The following is a 26,456-nucleotide window of genomic DNA, read 5'->3' as shown; positions in this document are numbered from 1 at the left end:
CGTTCATGATCGCGGCTGTGGGGCGGCAACGGCCAGCCTTTCGGCGATCTCCCGCAGCGTGGACAGGAGTTGGTCCGGCTCGCGCGCGAGGTCGAGACTGTGCTGGTACAGCCGTACGCCGGGTCTGCCGGGTCCGTCGGCTGTGCCACGTACCTCGTGGCAGCGCTCCTGCTGCCGTCCTGCCGCGTACACCAGATGTCCCTCGCGCAGGCCGAGGACCGTGGCGTACGTGAGTGCCTGGTAGAGGTCGGCGTTGGGGAGCCCGTCGGCCTTTTCGACCTTGTACTTGGCGTCGACGACGGCGAGCGGAGTGCGGCCGTCGGCTGTGCGGACGACCAGGTCGGGGCGTATCCGTACGAGGCGCGCTACGTCCAGGTGGTGGGGGTCCTGGAGACGTGCGACGAGACCGAGTTCGCGCAGGGCCTCGCGCAGTGCGACGGTGACGAAGTCCTCGAAGAGCTTGTTCATGTCGAGCAGGAAACCGTCCACGGCGAGCGGCGCGGCCCCGGCCGGCCGGTGTTCCGGGGAGGTGCCGCGCAGCACGGCCTCGGCGAGCCGTAGCGCGGGCTGGTAACGGGAGTTGAGGCGCGACGGCTGCCAGCGCGGCAGTTCCTGTCCGCGTATCAGCGGCAGCGCATCCGACAGACGCCCACGCTGATGGGCGAGGCGCCGCCGGACCGGGCCGGGAACGCCCGGCAGTCGCAGCAGCCGCTCGGCAGCGGCGCGCAGGATGCGGTTCTCCGCGGTGTCGGCCGTGTACGCGTCGTAGGCGATCTCCACGGGGGGCGTACGGCCGAAGCGCCGCCGGATCTGCTCGGCTTCGCGCAGCCGTCCCCGTATGACGAGCGAGGATTCCTCGACCTCGCGGTAGCCCTGGAGTACCCCCTGACGCAGCGCCGCGTCGATCTGTCGCTCCACGGCGTGGGCGAGTGCGGGGACGACATCGTCGTACGCGCCGATGTCGACCGTGCCCTCGCGGCTGTCGCGCCAGGCCCGCGCCGGATCGAGGCTGAAGCCGAGGAGGAAGAACAGCCGGCTCACCGGGGTCTTGGGCGTGATCCGTACTACAGAACCGCCGGGCGCGCGAAGGGCTCCGACCCGGCTGCCCGCTCGCAGCAGCCAGTGGCCTTCCCGGCGCGGGTCCGGGGTCGCGCTCTGCAGGATGCCGGAGGCGGCCAATGCCCGCCCGGCTTCCCGGCTGAGGGGGACGGAGACCGCGGGCCCGTACTCGCGCAGGGTCACCTCGGTGGTGGACGGGGGAGCCTCAGCCGCCGAGACGGTCACTGGCGCTGCTCGCGAAGCGCGTCGAGGCCGTAGCGGGCGGCGACGTCGAGGCCTTCTCCGTAGTGGTGCTCCTCGAGCAGCGGCAGGATCTTCGTCCGCCAGGTGCGGTCGAGGCCGCCGTCGCGGTACACGCCCGGCTTCATCAGATACGAGGGGCCGATGGCGAAGTCGGCATCGTCGATGCGGGAGTTGAGGGCATCGAGGAGGTGGGCCGGCTCCGGATCGCGGCCCTCGCGCTTCAGCCAGCGGGCGAGTAGTCCGGCGGTCGGCTCGGTGCGCGGAGACAGCTCCACGAACGCGAAGCGTCGGCGCATCGCCGCGTCCACCAGGGCGATCGACCGGTCGGCGGTGTTCATTGTGCCGATCACGAACAGATTGGGCGGCAGCGCGAAGTCGTCCCCGGAGTAGGTGAGGCGGACCGACCTCGTTCGGTACTCCAGGAGGAAGTACAGCTCGCCGAATACCTTCGCCAGATTGGCGCGGTTGATCTCATCGATGATCAGGAAGTGCGGTACGTGCCGGTTGCCTTCGCGGGAGGCCAGGTCGGCGAGCTCCCGCAGCGGGCCCGCGGTCATCCGGAACGCCACGTCCCGCGTCTCGGGATCCTCCACGGGCCGGAACCCTTCGAAGAAGTCCTCATAGGCGTACGAGGGATGGAACTGCACGATCTTGACCTGCTCCGGTCCGCCGCCGAAGTGCTCGGCCAGCTTCATCGCGAGGTAGGTCTTCCCGGTGCCGGGCGGGCCGTAGAACACCAACTGGCGTTCATCGACGAGGAGTTCACGGATCTCGTCGAGCCAGGACGCGTCATGGACGAGGAGATCGTCGGCGAGTGCCTCACTGACGCCGGGCAGCGACAGCTCCCGCGGCGCGGGCGGCTCGGCGCCCTCCGCCGGCTCCGTACGCTCGCCCACCCCCGTCAGTTCGTCCAGAGCGTCCAGCACCCCGGTCAGGTCGACGACGTCATGCTGCACGGACAGCTTCTGCTGCACTTCCTCGGGCAGTTCTTCGTACGCGTGACTGTCCGCCCGCCAAGCGACGGCTCGCCGCAGGTTCGACAGCCCGCCCGGGGACGAGGTCTGCGCGGCCTCCCCGGTGATCTGCCCGACGTGTAGCCGACCGTCGCTGATGGTGGCCACTGCGTCGCCGGCGCGCATCTGCGTCAGGAACGCGTGCAGCTCGTCGACGAGGCCCTGTTTCTGGCTGTACGAGGCCGCCCCCTCGTACCCGCCCTCGACATAGCGGCGCAGGGCGCTCTTGGTGGGATCGGCCTCCTCCAGCACAGGCAGGTGAGCGCCCGCCAGCGACACGTATCCCTCCGGCAGCCACAGCTGCCGCACCAGGTTGTGGCCCGAGACGTTCGAGCCGCGCACCAGCCACGCCTTGCGCGGGGCGCGCCAACTGGTGGAGAGGTAGTCCGCGAGCGGGTGGCCGTCGTCGGTGCGCCAGGATTCGGGGCCCGAGCCACTGTAGCCGTAGACCAGGGAGGCGGCGGCGGAGGAGGAGTTGCACTCGATGTCCCGGCTCGCGGTCCAGCGCGGTGGGGCCCCGGGATGGTCGGATTCCGCGGGCGCGTCGACGAGCGCACCGCTCTCGCGCAGCTCCGCACGCAGCCGCCGCGTGTGCTCTCCAAGCCTGGGCCACGCCTCGGCGGCGACCATCGACCCCTGCCGCAGCAGAAACTTATGCGTGCCGTTGCCGCCGAACTCGGTGAGCAGATAGCCGTGCGCCTCGCCGCCCCCATTGGAGAGGACGATGCGGAAGTCGGGTGCGCCGGGGAGGCGGTCGGGGTGCGGCATGGGTGAGTGACCCTCCGGAGCTGGGCGAGGCCTGTGAACACCGAAAACCTTACCTATTCGCACTGTCGGTCGAACTGCTTTCGGTGGGCTGGGCGGCCCTCGTCCGAGGGTCGGCACCGACCGTCTTACCGCTGGGCGGGTAGGGGACCGTGTCCCAGCGATCGGCCAGGGCGGCGACGAGCGCCAGGCCGCGTCCGCCGCTGTTCAGCGAGGCGGCGTCGGTGGGTGGGGTGGCCGTTTGGGGGAGCAGGTCCCCGCGCGCGTCGGTGACTTCGATACGGAGTAGGCCTGGCGTCGGACGGTAGGTGAGCGTGAGCCGGAAGCCGCGGCCGGGCAGGCGGCCGTGGGCGACGGCGTTGGCGGCCAGCTCCGCGACCACGCTTTCGGCACGCTCCGTCAGCTCGGGCGGAGCGTCCCAGGCGTGCAGTTCGGTCACGGTGAGCAGCCGCGCGAGCCGGGTGCCGCGCCGGGTGGACGACAGCAGTTGCGTGAAGGTGCTTACGGTGGCGTCGAGTTGGGGAGCAGTGCGGTTCATGACGCCAGCGTGGCCACCGCAGACGGTCGGGCGCGAGCGCGGCACCCCGTACGCGGCGTGAGCGTACGGAGTGCCGGTGGGGGCTGGCAGACGGACGAGCCCGACCGGAGGGCCGCACCTTCATCGCCGGGACGGCAGCACTCCACCTGTGCCCGAGGAGCCGTGCACGTTCGCGGACTGGGTGCGGCCTTGCTCGGCGAGGCGGCCGAGGCGCACGAGTTCGGTGTCCCGTGCGGTCTTGTCGCCGCGCTTGACCGCGCGCTGCAGGGCCACGCCGGACGCCAGGACCTCCTTGGCGAGGGTTGCCTGGTAGGAGTCCTGCTCGGCGAGGCGGATGGTCCGGATCGCGGTGCGGACGGCGGGATCGATGTCGTCCAGGAGATCATGAACCTTCGCTGTTCCAGCCCGCATCAGGTCGGCGTCCATGGTCGTGCGCGCCCGCATGAGTGCCTGAGCGGCAAGTCGGAGTGAGCTCAGAAGCGGCTCAGGCACCAGCCCGGCGGCTCTGTTTCTGAGAATTGTCGCCGCCGCGTGGGCGTTCCGGGCCTCCAAGCACACGCTCAGTGTGTCCTCGGCAGAGTCCAGAAGATCATCGAGCGAGCGGCCGACGGGCTCCCCTCTGCTGAGCGATGTGAGGTCGCCGAGGGGTGCTTTCAGGGCGGCCCGCTCCGCGAGCGTGAGCTCCTCGTCCCAGGTCTCGAGGAAATCGGCGTAGCGGCCGCGCAGCTGTGTGGCCCGGCGTGCCACCGCCGCGGCGACCGTGCTGCGCCGAAGCCGCGCTCCGTGCCACTCATCGGTGCCGAGGCGGTACTTGAGGTCGAGGGTCCGGTCCGCGTCGAGCCGCACCTGAAGAGTGAGGGGCAGGTCGGTGCGGGGCCCGGTGGAGCGGTCGTGGGTGAAGCCGCCGCAGAATTCGTTGCGCTGCGCCGAACTCAGATGCGGTCCCTCCCACAGGAGGAACCGCACAGGGCCGCCGCTGTCGCCGCGTACCGCGAGCGTGTCGATCTCGTGCCACTCGGTCGGGTAGTGCGTGCCTTCGGGGAAGAGGACCTCCAGCCGGCCGTCCGAGAGTTCCAGCCCGATGTGCTGCGCAGTGATCTGCTGGGGAGCGGCGGTGCCGAAGTCGCCGTCGCAGAACGAGCAGGCGCTCAGACCGGCGGCGTTGGTCATGCCGCAAGAGGGGCACTTCAGGCCATCCTTGGGGAGCGGCGCGTCGCAGTCGAGGCAGACCGTGGCCGAAGCCGGGTTGTCGTACCTGCCGCAGTCCGGGCACTCCGCGCGGCCGACCACGGGGGCGGCGGCACGCAGTGCGGACAGATCGCCGGCGCACACCGGGCACGCATCGGTGAGTTCCGGGGCGGGGACATGGCAGTCCGGGCAGTCCACCGTTGTCGCGCCGACCAGGGGAGTGGCGCAGGCTGGGCAGGCGTCTTCACCCACTGGGATGGACTCCTTGGTGCAGGACCCGGAGGGGCAGTCCAGGGTGTCGACGAGGCCCGCCTCCACTGCGGCGCCGTGGGCCACCGCCAGCATGGGGTCCACCGCGTGCGAGACGGCCTTCTCGCCGAACAGCTCCGCGAGGTCCGCTCGTATCGAGGGGATGCGGGTGGAGCCCCCGACGAGGAGGACGCGTTGGACGTCCGCCGGTGTCGCGTCGCCCTTCTTGAGCACGGATTCGACGATGTCCGTGATCCGGCGTCGGTGCCCGGCCAGCAACCCCTCGAAGTCGCCCCTGCGCACTTGCCCCGACCAGGATCCGCCGTGGCGTCCCAACGGGGAGATGGTCAACTCGGAGACCTCCCGCGCGGAAAGATCGATCTTCGCGAGCTCGGCGGCGGCCCGGATTCTGCAGGCGTCTCGGTCGCCGTCGTGGTCACGGCCGCCGAACCGCTCGCGCAGGTGCGCGTCAAGCAGCGCGTCGAAGTCGGACCCACCGAGGAGGTTGTCCCCGCCGAGCTGGTCCACGGAGAAGTAGCCCGGACCGATCGTCAGCAGCGACGCGTCGAAGGTGCCCCCGCCGAGGTCGAACACCAGCATCGTCGAGTAGTCGTCGCCTGTCTGCTCGCTGGGGCCGACCCCGAACGCGTGCGCGGCGGCGGTCGGTTCGGGAATGATTCGGCTGACGTGGAAACCGGCCAGCTGTCCGGCGGCGCGCACCGCGTCGATCTGCGGTTCGGCGAAGTACGCAGGCACGGTGATGACCGCGCGCGGGAAGGAGACACCCGCTGCGGCTTCGGCATCCCGCTTGAGCCCGCGCAACAGGACGGCTGACACCTGTACCGGGGACAGGTAGTGCTCGCCGAGCCGGACCTCCACCGCGCCGGCCGCGCTCCGACGGACCCCCGGAGCATCGTCGGGCCGCGCCCGCAACGTCTCCTGTACGGACTGGTCCTCCCACTTGCGTCCGATCAGCCGCTTCACCTCGGTGATCACGGACGAAGCCTTGCGGTCACGCCACTGGAGTGCCTCCTTCCCTATCAGCACCTCACCTTCGATGCCGATTCCGACAGCTGACGGAGTGGTCTCCTCACCGTGCCGGTTGGGCAGGACGGCCGGGACGCCGTTGTCCAGCCAGGCCGTGACGGAGTTGGTGGTGCCGAGGTCGATGCCGAGAGTCCGGTGCATGGCAGATGCTTCCGATCGTTGGAGAGTGCGGTCAGGAGAGTGGCCGGTCAGGACCGTCGCCGCCGACGACCCCTCCAAGGCGCCGAGTTCTGGGAAGTGCGGCGCTGAGAACGAGTGGTGCGGCGGGGCTGAGCGCGCCGGCCGCGGGTGCCGGGCGGTGGCCCGGCCGCCGATGGCTCCGAGCCCGCGGCGCTCACCACGGCCGCTTCGGGCCACCGCGCCGGGCCTGGTTCTGTGCTGACCGCCGAGTCTGGTTCTGCGACGACCACCGGGCCCGGCTCAGCGATGACCACCTCCGCCGGGCGAAGGGTGGACGACCCCAGGCGGAAGCCGGTGGACGTCTCCCTCAGCACGGTGCCTTCCAAAAGGGACGGGTGCGGCTCCGTCGCGATCACCCGCATCTCCGCCGGATCGGCCGCCCTGCCCACCACCTCCATCGGCCGCACATCGTGCCGTGCGAACTCGCCGCGGAGCATCAGATGCGCCGCCTCGATCTGTTCGCCCAGGGCCACGGCGATCGCGCTCGTCTCGCGGGCGGAACGCAGGTCGTGCAGGGCGCCCGCTCTGCTACGCGTGTCGGCGAGCAGGTCGTCGAGAGGCAGCAGCCCGGACAGCAGGCGGTGCAACCGTGCCTCGGCCTCGTCGCGCTTACGGGACAGCGCCTCCACGCGGCGCCGCAACTTGTCGAGCTCGCTCGGCGGGCCGGCGGCGGCAGAACCGTTCACAGCGCATCCTCGGTGTGGTGGGACAGCGGGGGAGTGAGCATCTCCGCGACCAGGGCGGTGACGGCGTTGCGGGACGCCTGGTCGGCACGGCGCAGGTTCTCCAGTGCCACCGGATCGCCCTTCGCGGTGGCGAGTGCCTGTGCCGCGGCCCTGCGAAGGGCAGGGGGCCGCGTGCCGGGCGGCAGGCCGGGAATCAGCTCGTGGAGTGTGGGGCCGAACCAGGGTGTGGTGGGTGTGGTCAAAAGAGGGGTTCCTGTGGTGAGTCGTCGTGGCCGGATGTGTCGGAGTAGTGGCCGAACAGCAGCCCTTGCGCGGGCAGTTCGCCACCGATGCGTTCGGCACACACGCGGTCGCGCTGCGCCTGACCGTGATCGCCTGCCTGTTCGTTCTCACGGGCGCGGTTCAGGTAGGCGGTGGCGACGATCTCGTCGAAGCGCGCGCTGACACCGGTCCGCAGATGATCCTTGAGATACAGATCGATGACATCCGATGAGGTCGCGGTGTCATCAAGCAGGCCGGCGAGGCGGAGTACCGCGTCGGCGAGCTCTCCTCGGACCTGGTCGCGCCACCGTTCAAGACGGCTCGCGGAATGCGCCGCGACCTTGCCTGCCGTGCTCAGCAGATCGACGCTGCGGCACAGGCCGGCGACGTCGTCCGCCGCGCCCTCGCGTACGGCCGCGGAGAGCAGCAACTCGATGAGCTCACGGTCGAGTTCCAGCGGACTCGGCCGGTGCCCGCCGCCGTTGATCCGCATCACCTTGCGTACGGCGTTGCGCGCGGCCTCCGTATCCGTGTGGAGAGCAGCCGCGATCGCCCGCGCGGCATGGTGTTCCCGGAGCCAGAGGCGGGCGGGCTTGCAGTCCGGGCGGCGTTTGAGGAGTCCCTGGACTTCGCGGACGAGGATCTTCTGGCTGGGCGCAACCTGCTTGTTCACAGCGCCGTCGAGAGCTTGCTCCAGACGCAGTCTGAGGTCGGCATCATCGGCTCCGACCCTGGCCTCCGCGTCACCGGGCGTCGCGGCCAGGGCGCGGGCGAAGTGGGCACGGCTGTGCGCCGGGTCGCTGTCGAAGAGGGTGTTGCCCTGGCGCAACGACTCGGCGGCGAGTTCGGCCGCGAGCTGCTTCACCTGCGGCAGCAGCCGGTGCGCCCTCTCCAGACCAGCGATGCGCTCCGCGGGGGAGTGGCCGTGGTTCCGGCGCCGTCCCACGTGGTCGGCCGCGCGCAGAACCTCCCTTTCCTCTTCGGTGTTCAGCACGTGCCCGAGCCGGGCCGCTGTGGAGAAGTCGGTCAACACCTCGCTCCACTGCTTGCTCCGTGCGTGATCGCGGCCGCGCTCGGCGAGGGCCTGAGCCAGTACCGCGGAGCACGCGCGGTGTTCGGGGTCGTCGGCGCTCCACGAGTGCTGGTCCGGGTGGCGTGCGGTGTAGGCATCGAGGAGCGTGAGATGCGCGCCGTGATCCAGGAGGTACCGGGCCGCGCGGGCGGGCGGCAGCGGCGCGGCGGACGCAGGGCGGAGACCGGAATCGGCTCGCCCCACAAGCCACGCCGTCTCCCAGGCGGCAAGCACGTCCCGGCCCGCCCGCGCGTCCAGACCCCGCAGCAGCTCTGCGACGCGCTGGTGCAGGTGGTCGCGTGCCTCGTGCCACAGCTCGTCGGGTACGGGCGCTGCGCGCCGCTCGCCAAGGAGCGCGTGGAACCCGCCCGGGTCCTCTTCGTCCAGGAGGTACGCCCACAGCCGCATCGCCAGGGCCGCGGTTGAGGCGTCCTCGCCTCCCGCCCGCGAGCCGAGCCGGCGCAGCGCGGCCACGGCGAGGGCGTGGACGACGTCGGTCCCGGCCGGCCGTAGGTCGTCGGGACAGCGCCGGGCGGCCTCGGACCAGTTGTCGGCCCGCGCGGCCATGGCCGCGCGCAGCACCGCGTGCCGCGCGCTGTCGCCAGGGTCCTCGGGCGTGCCGAACTCGTTCTGGATGCGCTGGAGAAGGGGGCGTACGGTGCGGAACTCGCCGCTCCGGTAGGCCTGTTCGGCGAGGACCAGCAGGCGCGCCGCCAATACGGGCCGGTCGGATCTCCCGGCTTCATCCGCCCGCATTCCTGCTGCTCCCCCCGGAGATCCACTGACTGCAACGGCAACCGTATGAAGGTCGGCCGCCAAGGTCAACGCCCGTCTCAGGTCAGCGTGTTACGCAGCTGAGGGCCGACGCGGCCGACGTGGACCTTTCCAGATCGCGGGCCCGTCTGCGTAGATGCGCGGTCGGGGTGCGAGGGGAGCGCCGGAGCCCGTACGCGGAGTGCGCGTACGGGCACGCGGGGTTGCCGGTACGCGGGGTACGCCGTCACGCTGGGTAGTGGTAACGCGGGGTCGTGCGGTGCGCCGAGAGGAGCGACGGATGGACGACGTCGAGAGTGACGGGGGAGCGGTCGCGACACGTCCGGCCCCGGCGGGCGAGTGGGAACGGGAGCCTCATCCGTCGGACAGCCTGCGGACGTTCGGAGCGTTCCTCCAGGCGCTGCGTGAGCACGCGGGGCTCAGCCGCGAGGAGCTGGCGGATCGGGTCAACTACTCCGAGCACACGGTGGAGTCCGTGGAGTTGGGCCGACGGATGCCGGACCCGGCCTTCGTGGAGCGGGCGGAGGCGGCCCTCGGGAACACCGGAGCGCTGCGGCGTGCGGCGCGGCATCTGACGCGGGGCGAGGCCGGGCTCGCGGTGTGGTTCCGGCAGTGGGCGCGCCTTGAGCGGGAGGCAGCGAGTCTGTGCACGTATGAATGCAGGCTGGTGCCGGGGCTGTTGCAGTCGGAGGGGTATGCGCGGGCGGTGTTCGAGGGCACGATCCCGCTGCGGACCGACGAGGAGATGGACGAGCGGCTCGCGGCCCGCATGGACCGGCAGGTGATGATGCGGGAGCGGCCGACAGTCCCCTTCAGCTTCATCGTCGAAGAGCACGTGTTCCGGCGGCGGTTCGGCGGGGCGGAGGCGATGCGGGTGATGCTTGACCATGTGCTGGAGTTGAGTGCGCCGCGCAATGTGACGTTGCAGGTGGTGCCGCTGGAGGGGGCGCTCCATCCGTGTCTCGATGGTCCGGTGCGGATCCTGGAGACGCCGGAGGGGCGTCGGCTCGGCTACTCGGAGGGACAGGAGAACGGACGGCTGATCTCCGACCCGAAACAGGTGAGCCTGGTCTGCCAGCGCTATGAAACACTGCGCTCGCAGGCCCTCAACCCCCAGGAATCCAGGGCCCTGCTGGAGCGGCTGCGAGGAGAACTATGAGCAGCGATACGACTGATCTCACCTGGTTCAAGTCGAGCCACAGCGGCAGCCAGGGCGACGACTGCGTGGAGGTCGCGATCGCCGAACAGGGCGTCCACATAAGGGACTCCAAGGACGTGACGCGGCCGTCGTTCGCGGTCGGGCGTGACGGCTGGTCGTCGTTCGTCCGGTACGCGTCGGAGAGCTGAGCGGGCCGCCCGGTTGCGGCGGCGGATACGCGGAGGCGGCCCGTACATCTTCTTGTACGGGCCGCCTCCGCGTTCGCTCACGCTGCCGGGTGGCGTGGGCCGTGGCCCGGGGGCGGGGTGAGGGTGGAGCGGTAGGTGCCGGTCTCGGACTCGTCGAGCGGGGTGTCGAGGGTGAGGCCGGCGGCGGCCATGCGGTCGTATTCGGCGAGGATCAGGTTCTTGGTGCGGTACTCGCCGTGGGCCTTGATGTCGTTGTCGCGGGTGACGTTGAAGGTGTCCAGGATGTAGGCGGTGTCGTCGCGGGAGATGCCGTAGAGGTGGAAGAAGAGGGCGTCGAGCTCGGCGCGGATGACGGCGCGGCGGTCAGGGTCCCAGCGGAAGGGGGTACCGGTGTCGTCGAGGTCGCGGGCGAAGGGGGCCATGTCGTGGGAGGTGTAGGTGAGTTCGAGGACGCGGGGGGTGATGAAGGGGGCGTGGAAGGAGAGTGTGTCGGGTGTCGGGACTGGCAGCTGGTACACGTAGCCGAAGGTGAGATGGGTGCCGCCGATCTTCTGGCGGACGGCGTAGTCGCAGGCCTTCGAGGAGAACACGGCGGTGAGGAGTGGCGCGTGCGCGGTGGTGGCGGGGAACGCCAGCGGGAAGGGGTTCCCGAAGCCATGGGCAGGGGCGATTGAGCAGATCATCGTGCGTTCGTCGCTCGCGCGGCAGATGTCGCGCCAGCCCATCACCCACTCTCGGTCCCACCCGCGCGCCCGCAGGCGGGTGCGGACGCCTGGTGTCTTGATCTCGTGGCCAGACTTGTCGAACTCGCCGGTGGGGGTGTCCTGTTCAGAGACCCAGTAGCGAGGTAGCGGGATGGCTGTTGGGTTCTGGTGCTGCTCCACGGTGAAACGCGGGAGGGTGCCCTTGTTGAGGTGCTTCTCTGTCGCGTTCTCATACGTGGCGAAGCGGTGGTCGTAGTGGTGCAGCATCTTTCCCTCGTACAGCGGCAGCATGCGCGCTCCCGCTTTGACGAAGGTGTTGCCGTCTAGGCGCCAACCATCGGCGATGAGTTCTTCAAGGGTGTGGAACTTGTCCGAATCCGTGCTCATCATGAACATGAGCTGGAACTTCACGTCCCACGGGTTGCCGTCCTCAACGCCTTCCTTGAGTAGCACTGGGACGCGTCGGTAGATGCCCAGCGTGATCTCCATGTCGCGGCGGGAGCGGAAGACAGGGCAGGTTCCGGTGTTCGGGTTCATAGCGAGGATATCTTCGGCTGCCAGCAGGTAGCTCCGATCGGCGATCTGCTCAGGCTGTCGCACCTTGAACACCATCCGGATCGGCTCGCGAAGGTTGCCTGAGCCGCGCAGTGTGAACAGGCAGAACCGCAGCTGGTTGTGGACTTCGGGAAAGACCTTGTCCTCGTTCTCGAAGTCGTAGAGAGCGTCGAGTTGTCCTTTGGTGACCAAGTCCCTGAAGAAGTATTGGTTGAACGAGTCCGTGGCGATGCCCGAGGGCACAATCTGACCGCTACGTCCTTGAGCACCCATCGCGGTGCGAGCGTGTTCTGCGAAGAGTGAGTACGTGTTGAGCCGCCCGAAGGCTGTCAGCGAGAAACGCCCAGAGGCGTGGGCGAAATGCTTGAATCCGTCGTTCTTGCGCTGTTCGTCCTTGAAGCTTGCGTACAGCTCGGGGGCCTCTGTGGCCAGCAGGTTGATCTTCTTGTTACGGACTGTCAGGTTTGCTGCTTCAGCGATGTCCGCTCGATTCGCTGCGAAGAACTCGCGTGCGTCCACCTGAACTTGATCCCACGGCGGATTCCCCACCACGGCGTCGAACCCGCCGACCCACCCCGTACCCTTCTGAACGCCGACGCCTGACTCCGGGACGGAGAAAACCTCCGGAAACTCCAGGTGCCAGTGGAAGAAGCTGTACTGGTCCCGCAACCGCAGGATCTCCGCATGCGCCGCATCCGGCACCGCTGACTGGTTCCGGCTGCGCAACGCCCGGAACACCTGGTCCGTCGGCGCCTCCGGTGCGCCCCCGTGCTTCGGCCAGACGAAGGCTGCGCACCAGGCGTCCGCCGCATGCATGTCCTGGATGTACGCCGTGGACGAGACGTAGGTCTGGTATGCCGACTCCTGAGCTCGCACCTGTTCCAAGACGTCGGACGGGGCGTCCGTGATCCGGGCGAGCTCGGTGGCGTATAGCTCGTTGCTGGGCAGTGCGTCCGCGTCGAACAGAAGCTCGTCCTGGCCGTGCCGTTGGGCCTTGTTCCGCTTCACCAGCCCGGCTGCGTATTTCTTGTCGTCGCCCTCGATCGACTTGAACGCCTCGTCCGGGATGCCGTCCGCAAGGAGTTTCGGGGTCGCCCCGATCAGTCCGTTCCCGTGCTTGATGTGGGCGTCGAGGAACCCGAGCGCCTTCCCCGGCTCTAGCGCCTCCAACCACAGCGAAACCTTGGCGAGTTCGACCGCCATCGGGTTGAGGTCGACGCCATAGATGCAGTGGGCGACCACCTCGTGCAGCGCATGCCGTACCGCATCCAGCGTCGGCTCCGGGTTGCGTTCACGTACCGACGCGACGCGCTTGGCGATGCGCCTGGCCGAGGCGACCAGGAAATGGCCCGACCCGCATGCCGGGTCGCAGACCGTCAGGGACAGCAATTCGTCGACGATGTCCTCGGCCGGATCAGGGCGCCCGGCATTCGTGGCACGGGCCTCGCCGCGCTTCACCGCGTCGTCGATCACCGGGTCGAGCGTGGTGTCGAGCAGGCAGTCGATGAGCGACGACGGGGTGTAGTAACTGCCCGTCGTCTTGCGGCTGTTGCCCGCGACCTCGATCAACTCGAAGGAGCGGTCCGTCGCCGAGTGCTTCGGCTCCAGCTCCAGCAGAGACTCGTAGACCGAGCCCAGTTCCTCCGCGTCCAGATGCCGATAGTCGACCGCGCGCCAGCGCCGGGCGCCCACGTCGCGGACCTGGGCGAGGTGGCGTACGGCGGTGAGCAGCGACTCGTTGGACAGCTTCAGCCCATCGAGTGGCGTGTCGGTCTCCGTGTGGGAGAACAGGCCACCGAGGCCGGGCAGGCCCAGCTCCGGACGGCCGCCCTCCGCGCCCAGGGCGGCGAGGACGATACGCAGAGCCTCGTACTGGTCGCCGTGGGCCGTGCCCTGCCGACGTCGGGCCCGCTGACGCAACCGGGCCGAGGAGAAGTACCGCCCATATGCCGCCCGCTCCCGCTCGCCGGCCGCAGGGTCGAGCAACGCCTCGCGGTCCTCGGCGACGAAGACGAACAGCAGCCGGTAGACGAGCCGGAGCAGGGCGTCCCGGAGCGCCTTCGGGTCGGTGTTCTCGCGCAGCCGGACATTCTCCGGGTGTCGCAGGAATCCAGTGCCGAGCACGGTCAGCGCGTTCTGCACCCCCAGCCGTAGCTGGTCCAGTGCCCGCGCCCCCGAAGTGACGGCCTCCGTACGCCACTTCTCCAGCCAGCACCCCGAAGCCGCCGCCCCCTCTGCCACCGCGAACCGCGACGCATGCAGCACGCAGTACAGCAGCACGAACTCGCTGAACAGCTCGCCGTCGAAGATGGCTTCCAGGTCGAAGTCGACGTACGCCGCGGTCGCGAAGGAGGACGAGTCGCGGAGCAGGCGCAGGCGGTGGCCATTGGTGAGGACACCCCACAGGTGGGCGTCGGTGCGGTTGAGGCAGTCCTGGAGCATGGACTGGGGCGGGACCTGGCCCGCCGCTGGGCGCTTGTCCAACTCCCCGTTCCACGGGATGAGATGGACGAGGGCCGGGCCGTGCCGGTGGGAGACGGGGAAGTGGACGGATGCGTCGGAGTCGGCCGCGATGCCCTCCGCGCCGACCTCCGTCAGCGCGCCGAAGTCCAGCTTGCGGAAGAGCTGGGCCAGCCAGTCGGTGCCTGCCCGGCCGGTGGGGTCGGCGGCCGGTGCTCCGGTCGTCGGGTCGGCGGGCAGGGCGGTGCGCAGTTCGCGCCAGAGCGGCTTGAGGTACTCCCAGGCGCGCTCCGCCTCGTCCCGTACGGGAACGGAGTTGGGCAGGCCGTAGTCGGCGGACTTGGTGCCCGGCAAGTTCCGCGCCTCGGCGATGCGAAGGAGCATGTCGGCGGGGAGCAGGCCGCCGACCGTGGTGACGGCGGTGAAGGCCAGGGCGTTGCGAGTGGTGGTGGCGGACATCAGGCTTCGGCTCCGGACGCGGTAGAAGGAGAAGCGGGCTGAGGCAGGTAGACGTACACGCCGAGCACGTCGGCGGGCTCCTGCGGGACGACCTTCAAGCCGCGGACGATCTCCTCGTTGGCCTTGCGGACCCGGCGGTGCGAGGCGTCGAGTTCGGCGGCCAGCGTGACGCCGTACTCGGTGAGGTGGGCGGCGAGATCCGGCAGGCCGTCAAGGGTGCGGGTGATGTGGTTGCGGGCCGACTGCTCGTGGGTGTTGGCCGAGGCGCGGGCGGTGAGCAGGGCGGTGGCCGCGTCGTCGTCCAGCCAGCGGGCGCGGGCCGGCATCCCCTCGTACGCGAGCAGGCGCGCATCCTCGGCGACGACCTTGCGCTCGCCGGTACGCGAGGGCAGCGTCAGGTGGAAGCGGTAGCGGACCAGGAGCAGCGTGGTGCGCGTGGTGACCGCGTCCGTGGTGACCACACCGCAGCGGCGGGCCGGGCGTGGGCCCGCGGTGTTCGCGTCGAGGGCCGAGTCCAGGACGTACGAGGCGATGGCGCCGATCGCCGGGTCGGTGCGGACCAGGGCGGCCTCGCCGCGGGCGATCGCAGGCGTCGAGCGGAACGGGATCTGGCGGTCCTCCTCGACCAGCCGGCCGCCGAGGGTCGCCGCGAGCGTGTCACGCAGACCGGCCGGGGTGCCGCCGACCTGGGCGGTGAAGTCGCCGCTGCCGTCCCGTGGGTCGCGGACCATGGCTTCCAGGTCGCGCAGAGCCTCCACGGCGAACTCGCGCACCTCACCCGCACCGCCGAGCGCCGCCCGCACGGAGGCCACCTCGCGGGCCACCTCCTCGGGGTGGATGGTGCGCTGGGCGTACTTGGAGCGGGATGCCTTCTCGCGTTCGGCGGCCGAGTTCCACTCGCGCTCGATCGCGTCGAAGGACTCCTGGTGGTCACCACCGAAGCCGAACAGGCTCTCCTGGACGCCCTGGCGTCCGTGCAGGAGCAGCCACTCGACCACGGCGTCGGTGACGCCGGAGGCGGTCTCGTCCGGTACGGAGACGGAGATGCCGAGGTCCTTCATGATCTGCCGGTGCTTCTTGAACAGCACCCCGAGGACCTTGCCATCGATGCCGTTGTCCTCGCCGAACATGGTGATGACCCGGACCTGGTCGCGCTTTTGTCCGTAACGGTCGACACGGCCCTCGCGCTGGTCGTGGCGGGTCGGGTTCCACGCCAGGTCATAGTGGACCACGGCATCGAAATGGTGCTGGAGGTTGACGCCTTCGGACAGGCAGTCGGTGGCGATCAGCACGCGGCGTACGGCCGGGTCGCCGGCCTCCTCGGCGGACTCGGCGCCGAGCTCCTCGATGCGGTCCATCCGCTGCTGCGGGGAGAGGGTGCCGGTCACGGCGGCGATCTTCGTCTTCTTGCCGAGCTTGCCTTCGAGCTGCTTCTCGAGGTACTCGGCGGTCGGAATGTAGCGGCAGAAGACGATCGGGTGGTAGCCGTCGGCGAGCAGGCCCTTCAAGTGGCGGGTGAGTGCCTTGAGCTTCGCGTCCCCGGCCGGACCGACCAACTCGGCGGCCCGCTCGGAGAGTTCGAGCAGCCGGGCGCCCGCTTCCTCCGACTCGGCCGCGCCCGGTGCAACGTCCATGCCCTCAAGACGGTCGCTGTCCGCCGAGTCGGCCGCGACCTGTGCGCCGAGCGCGTCCGCCTCCTGCGCGGTGCGTGCGGTGGCCGACTCGGAGCGCGTCTTCAAGGTCTGTGCCGCGGCCGCCGGTGAGGAGACCATGGAGCGAAGCAGCGCGATCACCGACCACCAGGCGATACGGGACTCCCGCTTGCCCTGCGCGCCGGCCGTCTCGACACGGTCCTTGGCGTAGGCGATGGCGTCGTCGAGCAACGCCCGGTAGGCGGGGGTGAGTTTGTACGGCTCGTCCTTCGTCCAGCGGTCGGACGGGAACGCGGTCCGCTCGGCTAGCGAGTCGTCGGCGAGGCCGTCCTCCTTGGTGAGGTACTCGCGTACGTCCGCGCGCTTGCGGGCCACGAAGTGCTCGGCGAGCTTCGCCCGGCCCGCCGGGGTCTCCAGGTTGAGTGTCGCCAGTTCGGGGCGTACCAGGCCGAGCAGGTTGCGGAACGCGGACTCCTTGCCCGAGTGCGGGGTGGCCGTCAGGAGGAGCAGGTGGCGGTCGGGATCGGCGGAGACCCTGCGCAGCAGCTCGTAGCGGAGCTGGTCCGTGGACGACGACTTGCCGCTCTGCCCGGTTTCGTCTGCGGCCACGCAGGTGTGCGCCTCGTCGGCGATCACCAGGTCGGGGCAGCGTCGTACGAAGTCCTCGCGGTGGCGGGTCGATTTGATGAAGTCCGTCGAGATGACCGTGTACGGGTGCTTGTCGAACAGCGACTGGCCCAGCTCCAGACCTCGCTCAAGGCGCGACACCGTGGAGGCTAGGACCAGTTCGGCGTCGATGCCGAACTTCTCCCGCAGCTCTCCCTGCCACTGCTCGGCCAACGCGGGGGCGCACAGTACGGCGAGGCGGGACGCCTCACCCTGCGCGAGCAGCTCCTTCGCGATCAGACCTGCCTCGACCGTCTTGCCGATGCCCACATCGTCCGAGATCAACAGGCGTACGGTGCGCTGCCGCAGCGCCATGAGGAGCGGGACCAGTTGGTAGGCGCGGGGCTCCACGGCGATCGACGCCAGCGAGCGGAAGGGGCCCGCGCCCGACCGGAACCCGATGCGCAGGGCCGTACGCAGCAGTCCGGCGGCGCGCTGGTCTCCGAGGTCGGCAGGGCTCGGCGTGGCGAACTCGGCGGGGCGTACGTCCTCGAACGCGGGGAAAACCGCGGCGATGTCGTCCTCGCCGCCGCCCAGCGGGCGAAGCACCAGCATGTCGGGGGCGCTCTCAGGCAGCACCACCCATTCGCGGCCGCGGGCGGCGACCAGGGAACCGGCCGTGTACGTGAGGCTCATGAGTGTCTTCAGTTCCTGTAGGTCGGGCGAGGATAAGTTGCTATCGGATGCGCGTGACGCGGTCAACGGAGGTGGAAGTACGCGGCGTTGTGGTCGGCGATGGCATCCCAGTCCGCGTCCGCCGGGAAACGAAGGACGTCCCAGCCGGCGTCCTCCAGGCGATAGCCGGCCTCCAGGTCGCGGGTGGAGTCCGGCGTGTGACCGGGGAGGTCCACGAACACCGCGAGGTTGGCGCCGTCCAGGTGGAAGGCGAGGTCGGGGCAGGTGCCCGCCTCCTCGACGAGGAGGCCGACCGCGTCGGGCAGCCGGTACCCCTTCGCCCTCAGCCAGCCGAGCAGGTCGCCTTGCACGACGAGGGACGCCAGGTCCGCCTCCGCCGGGGTCGGGGTCGGGGTCGGCGTCCGGCGTGCGCTCGCCGGACTCGGATCGGCGGGAGCAGGAGCAGGAGTGGGCGAGGGCGCGAGCCTGCGGAACTGCTCGCTGCGCGATTCACCGCGCTGCTCGCGCTCGGTGCGCGCACCGGCGAGACGCAGCAGCAGCGGTGCGGCGGCATGCCGGCTCAGATGCCGGTGATGGATCTGATTGGCGTACGTCAGCAGGCAGGCGTAGCAACCGCGGGCACAGCGCTCCTCGTCCGCCGGGCCGCCCAGGTCCGCACCGTCGGCTTCCACGTCGAAGTGGCAGATGTCCAGAGCGGTGCGGGCGGCTTCGGCGAGGGCGTTCTTGTCGTGCTGGATCCGGCGCAGAATGCCGGCGCCGCCCTCGGCGGCTTCCGTGAACAGCAGGTGGCGGCGCGGGCCTTCGTCGGGCGGCAGCAGCTCGGCTGTCAACTCGGAGTCCTCCAGCTCGAAGGCCGCCTCGATGCCCCGTTCCAGCGCGTACAGGAAGGACAGGGCCACCGGTTCGGGCAGTGCCTCGTCAAGGGTGACGACAAGGATGTTGCGGCGGTCCTCGACGTACGGCAGAACTCGCCTCTTGCGCCGCTTCTCGTTGCCGTCCTCGTCGACCACCGGCATGCCGGTGCCCTCGATGGCGTCCGCGGCGGAACGGTCGTTGAGCCAGCGGCCGTCTCCCAAGTCCAGCCAGTAGCCGTCCGGTTCACCCTCCTTGCCGCGGACGCGGCCGAGATTGGTGATGCGGACGGTCGCCGAGTCGCCGTAGTCGAGAGCGAGGACGGGTGCGCCGTCCGCGTCGGCGACATGCGAGGTGAGCCGTCCTCTGCGTACCCCGTGATCCTGGAAGGCGTACGAGGTCTCCAGGCGGAATCCGGCCCGGCGGCGCTCCTCCTCGTCGGAGGAGATCCGCTCGCGCGGCGTGGTGTACACGGTGTGCAGATGCAGCAGGCCGGTGCGCTTGCTGCGCAGCTCCTCGCCGCACATCGTGCACTTGTCGGCGCCGGGCCGCACCGCGTAGTGGTAGCCACAGCCGTCGCAGCGCCTTGCCTCCGTGGTCGCCAGCTCACCCGACGCGTCCGGCGGCAGCTGTACCCGCGTCACCTGATAGCGGGCGCCTTCGTGGTAGATCAGCGCGCCGGGGCCGAACTCGCGGATCGCCAGGAACCGGGGGCGCTGCAGGTAATCGCCGTCGGCGTTGCGGCGGTTGCCGGAGCGGGGGATATAGGCGGCAAGCGGCAGCCTGGGGAAGCTGTACCCCGGCAGGAAGCCTTCTGAGGCCAGGTAGCGGTACGGATTGAAGTCGCTCATCACCGACTTGCTGTCGGTGGAGCGGTTGAGGAGCAGGTTCGTCTGCGTCTCGGCCTCCCGGCGGCGGCTGCGCGCCCGGATCTGCTCGCCCTGGGTGAGCGTGTGGTCGACGACGCGCTTGTTCTGCTCGTACTGGTCGATGACGGCCGCGCGGAAAAGCTGGCGCCACCGGTCGAAGGAAGCGTCGAACTTCTTCGGCGCCTGCTCGATCCGGTCCTCGATCCACTCGTCGTACCACCACGTTGTCGCCTCGAAGTCGGCGATCAGCGGGGCGAGTACGGTGCGGGCGGCGGTAGCCGCGCGGCGGCGGGCGTCCTCGTCGAGGGACTGGCTGAGGATGTCCGCGAGCAGCGGCAGCTGCATGTGCGGATCGGGGCGGTCCCCGCCATCCGGGTCGTAGGCGACGTCGACGACCTCGGGGACCGCCTTGCCGAGCTTCATACCGGTCTCCGCCAGCCAGATCCCCTGCAAATGGGAGCGGACCAGATCCTCGTTGGCCAGGTCCAGGCGGGGCGCGGCCACCTGTCCCGAGACCATGTCCTGGGAGCGACGGAAGTAGTACTGGTCGTGGCTGTTGCCCGTCGCGCAGTACGTCGTCACCAGGGCGGGCTGTCCGGAACGGCCCGCCCGGCCCGACCGCTGCGCGTAATTGGCCGGAGTCGGCGGCACATTGCGCATCATCACCGCGTTGAGCGAGGAGATGTCCACACCCAGCTCCATCGTGGGGGAGCAGTAAAGGAGGGGCAGTTCGGCCGTCCGGAACAGCTGCTCCCGCTCAAGACGGTCCTCGGGAGTGACCTGCGCGGTGTGCTCCCGTGCGTACAGGCCGGCCAGATCGGATGCGGCCGTGCGGTACAGGTCGCGGAAGAACGGGTTGACGCGCGGGCCTTCGCCGCTGCTGTAGGTGCGTGCCAGCGGGTCGACCGCGCCGCGCTCGCCGTGGCCTGCCTTCCAGATCAGCGCCGCGGCCGACACCCGGAAGCCCGTCCGCTTCTGCGCCGCGCGGCGGCGGTAGGCCGGACCGAACTGCTCGGGTGTCGCGTCCACTTCGCGTACGAGTTCTGCCCTGTGCAGCACCTTCAAAAGGTCCTCGATGACGGACTGGACATCCTCCAGGGGGAGTTCGCGTAGCTCGAGCATGTTGCGCCGCAGGTACTTGCCGAACTTGCCACGGGCCGAGAGGAACAGCGCGGAGCGCTCCATGCCGGGCCGCGACCCGTACGGGTAGGCGGTGCCGACGGAGGGGCGGTCGCTCTCACCGAGCACCCACGGCCCGGTCAGGCGCTCCTCGCTGGATCGCTGCAACGCGTCGAAGTCGTCTCGGAAGTACTGCACGTCGATGGCGAGCGCGCGCCGCATGTAGTCGAGCAGGGTGCGGGCGATCTCTTCGCGCAGCGCCGGGTCGGCGTCGCGGAGCACGGCGTGTGTGGAGGCCCAGCGTTCCGGGGTCTCGGCGATCCAGCCCAGGTCCTCGTAGTCGATCCGCAGCAGCCCCGTCTGCTCCAGGTTCGGCATCGTGATGCGCCAGCCACGCTCCAGGTCGCGGTAAAGGCGGAAGCCCACGACGTCCCGGAAAGCCTTGGTGGCGCGGCGTTCCATGGAGGGAGCGAGGTCGGTCCCGGCCGCGAACTCACGGGGGGTCAACCCCATGACCCCGGCGACCGCCTCGGCGAGTTTGTCGTGGTTCAGTCCTTCGTCGCCCGCCCGCACCGCGGCCTCGTACAGAGCGCCGCGCAACTGGGTCACCTGGGCGAAGTCGTTGAAATGGCCTGCCTGGAGCGAGGCGTCCTGCCGGTTGTCGACGAACGTGAGCAGTTTGCGCGCTTCCTTGTCGAGGCTCTCCTCGGGCACGGCACGCAGGGACTTCATGATCGACGCGGAGATCAAGGACGTCGCGGAGGAACGTCCCTCCTGGTCCAGCGTGGCCAGCTTGGCGAAGTCCCGGCCGCGCGTCTGCTCGTAGGAGACCTGGCAGTGCACACAGAACAGGAACGGCGCCGGGACGAACGCCGCGACGAGCCCTTCACCGGACTCGTTGCCGTGCCCGTCCACGACGACGCGCTTGGGCAGGCGGGGCCGGTAGGACTTCTTGACGACGGTCGTGCCGTCGGCGTCCGGCTCCAGCCAGGACTCCGGCAACCGCCGGTCGTCCACCGCCTTCTGCGGATCGGCCGGCCACTCGTAGTCCTCGCCGGGCATGCCCACGTACAGATAGCCCTCGCCTTCTCGGCCACCCGAAGCGGAGGTGTCCCGCCGGGGTTCGTACCGGAAGGTGCCGCTGTCCTCGGTGCGCCAGACCGTCAGGTACTCCTGTCCGCATTCTCGGCAGAACGCCAGCGGGAACAGCGGTTTGCCGTCGCTGTCCGGCTGTTCCAGCTGGTAGGTGCGGGTGAGCGGGCGGGTCAGTGGATCGTCGAGCGTCGTGAAGACGGTGTCGCCCTTGGAGAGGAACTGGTGCAGGCGGAAGGCGAACAGGGGTCGCTCCGTCACCGGGTGTTTGGCTTGGGCGCCGGCTTCGAGTGTGGTCCGGATGGCCTCGCGTACCATCTCTTCGGCAACCCCGGATTCCGCGTGGAGCTCCTTCGCGGCCTGTTCGACGGTGCCGGGCGGGCGGCGGCGCAGACGTTGCGTACCCTCCTCGTGCTCCAAGCCGAAGCGTGACTCCACCCAGCGGGCCAGAAGGTCCTTCGTCAGTGCCTCGTATGCGAGCGGTGCGGCGGGCACCCGAAGCCGCTCGGCGGGGATGGTCGCCGGGGCTTCCTCGGTTGCCCGGACCAGCGTCTCGCCGATGACCCGCTTCGGCAGCACGGTCGTCCCGAACAGCCGGCCCGCCACCTTCGCCACCTCGCGCTGCTGCTCCTGCCAGGATCCCTCGGTGGACATGGTCGCCGAGGTGCCGATGCACTGCAGGGTCGCGGAGGCGCGGCACGCCTCGCGCACGCGCCGGATCAGGAACGCCACGTCCGCGCCCTGCCGTCCGCGATAGGTGTGCAACTCGTCGAACACCAGGAACTGCAGACCCTCGGCCATGCGGATCAGGCTGGAGCGATCGTCCGGCCGGGTCAGCATCAGTTCCAGCATCACGTAGTTGGTCAGCAGGATGTCCGGCGGGTTCTTGCGCAGCTCCTGCCGGACCTCATCGGACTCCTGGCCGGTGTAACGGGCGAAGGTGACCGGTTCACGACCCGTGCCGAAGCCGTGGCGAAGGTACTTCTCCAGCTCCCCCAACTGGGAGTTGGCGAGGGCGTTCATCGGGTAGACGACGATCGCGCGCACCCGGCCGCCTGCGCCGGGCCCCGCCGCCTGACGTTCCTTCAGGACGTGGTCCACGATCGGGACGATGTACGCCAGCGACTTGCCGGAACCCGTGCCGGTCGTGAGCACATACGAGTCACCGGCCTGCGCGGCCTCGATCGCCTGGCGCTGGTGGAGATGGAAGGTCAGGGGCCGGCCGTCCGGGCGCAGTGAGGTCGGCTTCTTGCCGGCCTGAAAGATCTCCGCGCACCTGGGGTGCAGTATTCCGTCGCGCACGAGGTCGGTGACCTGGCCGCCGTCGGCGAAGAACGGGTTCAGCGACAGCCACGGGTCGGGCCACTGCGACTTCGCCGCCAGGTCGTCCTCGACGAATCCGGTGATCCGGGGGTCGCGGATCACCGTCGCGCTCTTGGTGAAGTTCTCGTACTCGCTGATCAGGTCGGCATGGATCCCGAAGACATCCATCGTCTCGGGCATACGAGGCTGCCGGCGCGGCACGGGCACGGGCGCGGCCGGGGTGCGCTCGGGCAGCAGAGCCCGCAGCCGCGCGACCGGATCCATGACCCGCCAGTGGGCAGCGAGCAGTGCTGCCGTGTCGTCCGCGGCGAGAGCGAGCGGGATCAGCGCCTGATGGACCATCGCGGCGTTGTCGGGACGATCCTCGGCCCTCTTCTCCAGGAGACGATCGACCAGCCGGACCAGCTCAGCGGGCAGATCCGGGCGCACCAGGGTCAGACGCGGGGGTTGCTGATTCTGGTGCTCCTCGGAGAGCTCGAATGGGGTGCGTGCCGAGAACGGGGGCCGGCCGATGAGCAGTTCGTACAGGATGCAGCCGAGCGCGTAGAGGTCGGCCGAAGCGACGACCTGCTCGGCCCTGAACTGCTCGGGGGCCATGTAACGAGCTGTGCCTACGCCGACGCCCGTGCTGGTGAGCCGCGTCTGGTCAGGATCGTCGACGACTGAACCCATGCCGAAATCAAGGATCTTGACAGTACCGTCGCGTGTGAGCATCGCATTGGCCGGCTTGAGATCCCGGTGGACGACCCCGGCCGTGTGCGCGGCAGCGAGCCCGGATGCCATCTGCGCCCCGATGGCTGCCACCCAGGAGACAGGGAGCTGGGGCTCCTCCTCGATCAGCTCGGCGAGAGTGTGGCCGTCCAGCAACTCCATGGCCAGGTACGGCAGTCCGCTGCCGGTGGACGACTCGTCCACGCCACCGTCGAGCAGCAGGGTCAAGTTCGGATGCCCCTTGGAGAGCATGCGCATGATGCGGACTTCGCGATGGAAGCGGGCGACTTCCTTGCCGTCCCCTGAGGCGGCCACGGCGAGACCGGTCCGTGAGCGCAGCACCGTCTTCACGGCGACCTGCTGGTGCGCTGAGTCCGGTGCCGCCTGAAGGTCGACGGCGCGATGGACCTCGCCCATGTTGCCGCGCCCCAGGGGCGTTGTGATCCGGAACCGTCCGTTGACTGTCTCGGGGCTCACTGGCCTTCTCCGTTTCAGATGCTGCTCAAGTCGGGTGTGGTCTGGTGTCACAGGCTTGGGGTGCCAGTTTGACCGTGTCAGGGTGGGGGCGCCGGGATATCAACCGACGCGGACGTGCACCGTCAGTTGCGCTTCCGGGCTGGTGGACCGCCCGGAGACTCGGGTGGCATGAGGGCGCCGGCCGTCAGACCGGTCAGAAGTGACTCGGCTGTACGCTCGGCGAGTTCGGCGGTCCGGACGGCCGTGGTGCGCAGTTCGTGGACGCGGCGGAACGCGATGCCGTAGCGGCGTTGCTCGTCCACCGGCAGGAGGGGCACTCGCAGACGTCCTGCGGAGATGTGCAAGGTCGTACTGCCGGATGAGGCACCCGCGAGATTGTCCGCGGTGCTGAGGAATCCGGCCAGGAACCAGGGGTCCAGACGGTCAGCGTCGGGCCGCAGCAGGAAGACGGAGCGGCCGAGCACCGCACCGGCGTCCTCGGCGTCAGCGACCCGCGTCATCGGACCGCTTCCGCCTCCGACAGCCCGTACGAGGACATCTCCCTCGGCGATCACAGGGCCTGTGACGGTCAACGACTCACCCCGCGCCGTCCCGCCGGCCCCGTCGGCCGTGGCGCGTGCACCCCGTGCGATGTCGGCGCCAGTGAGGACCGGACGGGTCTTTGGCGCCGGGGAAGGTGTGGCCTCCGCCTTCTCTTTCGCGTCGGGCGCCGCTCTGAGGACCTCAACCGCCCCACCGCGGGCCAGGTCAGTGACCGTGGCCGTACGCCACTCCCGCGCCGAGGCGCCCGCCGGAAGCCACGTCTGGGCGTCAGTGGCCTCCGTCAACAGGCCGATGTGAGCCACCAGTTCGTCCCGCCGTGCGGCCGTCTGGCGTGCCTGCTCGGCTGGGGCGATGTCAAGAGGGGTGGCCTTCACTTGGCGCGCCGGGGTGAGGTCGACGTAATCGTCGAGCAACTCGACCAGCGGCACGGCGCGGGCGTTCCCCGGTGTGTCGGCGAAGCTGTCCGGCGCCGCGAGGAACGACGACCACGCCGCCAAGGCGGCATCCGCGGCCTTCGCCCAGCGCGTCTGCGTACGGCCTGCAGGGGTGCGCCCCGATACCGATCCGGCCTGTCCCTGTTTTCCCTGTGCGTCGTCGACCTCGACGAACAGAACCGACTTGCGGTCAGGCCCACCCGGCTCAGGCCGTTGGAGCATCCACACCTGCAGAGCGATATGCGCGGGCGGGGCGACGCCCTGCGGCAGGCTGATGACCGCACGCAAGGCGCCGCTGCGCACCAGCTCCGCGCGGATACGACGCCCGGAGCCCCGCGAGGCTACAGCGGGCGGCAGCAGGAGAGCGGCGAATCCTCCGGGGACGAGATGGGCCAACGCGTGCTGGACCCAGGCGAGTTCGGACTCGCCGCGGGCCGGGACGCCGTACGCCCAGCGCTGGTCGAAGGTCAGCTCGTCGTGCCCCCAATCGCGATCGCCGTAGGGCGGGTTGCACACCACCGCGTCCGCGAGGAGTTCGGGGAACGAATCGGCGCGCAGGCTGTCACCGTCGCGTACGGCGACCTCGGCGTCGGGTGCTTGCAGGAGCAGTCGTACGGCGGTGCGCAGGGCCTGCACCGGCACGGTGTCCTGTCCGTACAGGGCGTTCGCTCCGAGGTGTGCGGCGTACCGCAACAGGGAGCCGCTGCCACACGCCGGGTCGAGCACGCGCACCGGTCGAGTGTCGTCTTGGTGTCGTACGGCGTCTGAGTCACGCAGGGCCAGAGCGGTCAGCAGTTCTGCCACTGCGGAAGGTGTTTCGTAGGTCCCGGTCGAGGCGCTGTCCTCCAGCTCGCGTTCGGCCAGGACCCGCAGAGCGGACTGGGCGTCCGCGTCGCGTACGCACACCAGAAGCGCACGCAGAGCGTCGGCCTCATCGCCCTGGAAACGGGCGGCTGGTCCTGCCGGGAGCTCCTCGGCGACCTCGGTGCAAGCCGCATCGGCTCGCGACGCCAGGTCGCTATCCGGCAGCTCGGCGATCTTGGTCAGTTCAGCCTTGTCGCGTCGGGCCGCGGCCAGCACCAGCGGAAGCATGCGTGTCGCGATCCCGGACCCCGGCCCGTGCAGCCGCAGGCTGGTGCGCAGCTCCTCAGCCGGGTTGGCGGCAGCGGTGTGCCCACGGCTTTCGAGCCAAGCGCGGACGGGCTCCAGGTCGTAGAGCGGGCTGGACTCGGTGCCCCCCGAGGGTGCCGGAAAGTCCTCGTGGCGGCGCCGCCAGTTACTGACGGTGGCACGCGTGACCCCGGCGATGCGGGAGATCTCGGCGGCGGTCACCTGCGCTGACTTCGGCATGGAGATTCTGAGCCTTTCGGAGAGTGGACGGTACACACCCTACCCGAGCCTCGAATGAAGTCAATGCGATTGACAACGCTTTCACGCATCTGCTTCTCTCGTAATGCTTCCACTGGTGCTCTGGGGTCGTCG

Annotated in this window: 13 protein-coding genes; 2 read left to right on the top strand and 11 right to left on the bottom strand. The window is 69.8% G+C overall.

Annotated features, from left to right (window positions below):
* Window positions 1-3: 3 nt before the first annotated feature.
* The 7 genes from OG430_RS11065 to OG430_RS11035 form a co-directional block, all read right to left on the bottom strand.
* Window positions 4-1,284 (bottom strand): McrC family protein, encoded by a 1,281-nt coding sequence (locus tag OG430_RS11065; protein ID WP_327352281.1) that lies wholly within the window; start codon window positions 1,282-1,284, stop codon window positions 4-6.
* Window positions 1,281-3,083 (bottom strand): DUF4357 domain-containing protein, encoded by a 1,803-nt coding sequence (locus OG430_RS11060; protein WP_327352280.1) that lies wholly within the window; start codon window positions 3,081-3,083, stop codon window positions 1,281-1,283. Before OG430_RS11060 ends, OG430_RS11065 begins: the two co-directional genes overlap by 4 nt.
* Before the next feature lie 49 nt (window positions 3,084-3,132).
* Window positions 3,133-3,618 carry an ATP-binding protein gene (locus OG430_RS11055; RefSeq protein WP_327352279.1) on the bottom strand — a complete coding sequence of 162 codons (486 nt, stop codon included), beginning with the start codon at window positions 3,616-3,618 and terminating at the stop codon, window positions 3,133-3,135.
* 120 nt (window positions 3,619-3,738) lie between these two features.
* Window positions 3,739-6,243: an Hsp70 family protein gene (locus OG430_RS11050; protein ID WP_327352278.1), complete on the bottom strand. Its 2,505-nt coding sequence runs from the start codon at window positions 6,241-6,243 to the stop codon at window positions 3,739-3,741.
* 47 nt (window positions 6,244-6,290) lie between these two features.
* On the bottom strand, window positions 6,291-6,968 hold the full coding sequence (locus tag OG430_RS11045) for a nucleotide exchange factor GrpE (protein ID WP_327352277.1): 678 nt from the start codon (window positions 6,966-6,968) through the stop codon (window positions 6,291-6,293).
* Window positions 6,965-7,210: a hypothetical protein gene (locus OG430_RS11040; RefSeq protein WP_327352276.1), complete on the bottom strand. Its 246-nt coding sequence runs from the start codon at window positions 7,208-7,210 to the stop codon at window positions 6,965-6,967. The genes OG430_RS11045 and OG430_RS11040 overlap by 4 nt, the downstream gene beginning before the upstream one ends.
* A complete protein-coding gene (locus OG430_RS11035; protein ID WP_327352275.1) occupies window positions 7,207-9,057 on the bottom strand; it encodes a hypothetical protein in 1,851 nt (616 codons plus the stop codon). Before OG430_RS11035 ends, OG430_RS11040 begins: the two co-directional genes overlap by 4 nt.
* A gap of 298 nt (window positions 9,058-9,355) precedes the next feature.
* On the opposite strand from OG430_RS11035, the gene OG430_RS11030 reads away from it, so the two are divergent.
* Entirely contained in the window at window positions 9,356-10,234 is an 879-nt protein-coding gene (locus OG430_RS11030) for a helix-turn-helix domain-containing protein (protein WP_327352274.1), read from the top strand.
* Window positions 10,231-10,422: a DUF397 domain-containing protein gene (locus OG430_RS11025; protein WP_327352273.1), complete on the top strand. Its 192-nt coding sequence runs from the start codon at window positions 10,231-10,233 to the stop codon at window positions 10,420-10,422. The genes OG430_RS11030 and OG430_RS11025 overlap by 4 nt, the downstream gene beginning before the upstream one ends.
* A gap of 77 nt (window positions 10,423-10,499) precedes the next feature.
* On the opposite strand, the gene OG430_RS11020 is transcribed toward OG430_RS11025, so the two are convergent.
* From OG430_RS11020 to OG430_RS11005, 4 genes are all read right to left on the bottom strand, one after another.
* Window positions 10,500-14,600: an Eco57I restriction-modification methylase domain-containing protein gene (locus OG430_RS11020; RefSeq protein WP_327352272.1), complete on the bottom strand. Its 4,101-nt coding sequence runs from the start codon at window positions 14,598-14,600 to the stop codon at window positions 10,500-10,502.
* Window positions 14,600-17,554, bottom strand: coding sequence for a DEAD/DEAH box helicase (locus tag OG430_RS11015; protein ID WP_327352271.1), 2,955 nt, complete (start codon window positions 17,552-17,554; stop codon window positions 14,600-14,602). Before OG430_RS11015 ends, OG430_RS11020 begins: the two co-directional genes overlap by 1 nt.
* A 62-nt stretch (window positions 17,555-17,616) precedes the next feature.
* Entirely contained in the window at window positions 17,617-23,937 is a 6,321-nt protein-coding gene (locus tag OG430_RS11010; protein WP_442816704.1) for a protein kinase domain-containing protein, read from the bottom strand.
* A 182-nt stretch (window positions 23,938-24,119) separates the two neighbouring features.
* The gene (locus tag OG430_RS11005) at window positions 24,120-26,324 is read right to left on the bottom strand and encodes an N-6 DNA methylase (protein ID WP_327352269.1); all 2,205 of its coding nucleotides are present in this window, start codon (window positions 26,322-26,324) and stop codon (window positions 24,120-24,122) included.
* Window positions 26,325-26,456: the final 132 nt, after the last annotated feature.

Source organism: Streptomyces sp. NBC_01304, from assembly GCF_035975855.1.
In the GTDB taxonomy this organism is placed as follows: Bacteria; Actinomycetota; Actinomycetes; order Streptomycetales; family Streptomycetaceae; genus Streptomyces.
This window is presented reverse-complemented; position numbering and strand designations above follow the sequence as displayed.

Coding starts and splice junctions, on each gene's coding strand:
- OG430_RS11060 (WP_327352280.1), bottom strand. CDS start 3,083: ATGCCGCACCCCGACCGCCTCCCCGGCGCACCCGACTTCCGCATCGTC.
- OG430_RS11055 (WP_327352279.1), bottom strand. CDS start 3,618: ATGAACCGCACTGCTCCCCAACTCGACGCCACCGTAAGCACCTTCACG.
- OG430_RS11050 (WP_327352278.1), bottom strand. CDS start 6,243: ATGCACCGGACTCTCGGCATCGACCTCGGCACCACCAACTCCGTCACG.
- OG430_RS11035 (WP_327352275.1), bottom strand. CDS start 9,057: ATGCGGGCGGATGAAGCCGGGAGATCCGACCGGCCCGTATTGGCGGCG.
- OG430_RS11030 (WP_327352274.1), top strand. CDS start 9,356: ATGGACGACGTCGAGAGTGACGGGGGAGCGGTCGCGACACGTCCGGCC.
- OG430_RS11025 (WP_327352273.1), top strand. CDS start 10,231: ATGAGCAGCGATACGACTGATCTCACCTGGTTCAAGTCGAGCCACAGC.
- OG430_RS11020 (WP_327352272.1), bottom strand. CDS start 14,600: ATGTCCGCCACCACCACTCGCAACGCCCTGGCCTTCACCGCCGTCACC.
- OG430_RS11015 (WP_327352271.1), bottom strand. CDS start 17,554: ATGAGCCTCACGTACACGGCCGGTTCCCTGGTCGCCGCCCGCGGCCGC.
- OG430_RS11010 (WP_442816704.1), bottom strand. CDS start 23,937: ATGGGCGAGGTCCATCGCGCCGTCGACCTTCAGGCGGCACCGGACTCA.
- OG430_RS11005 (WP_327352269.1), bottom strand. CDS start 26,324: ATGCCGAAGTCAGCGCAGGTGACCGCCGCCGAGATCTCCCGCATCGCC.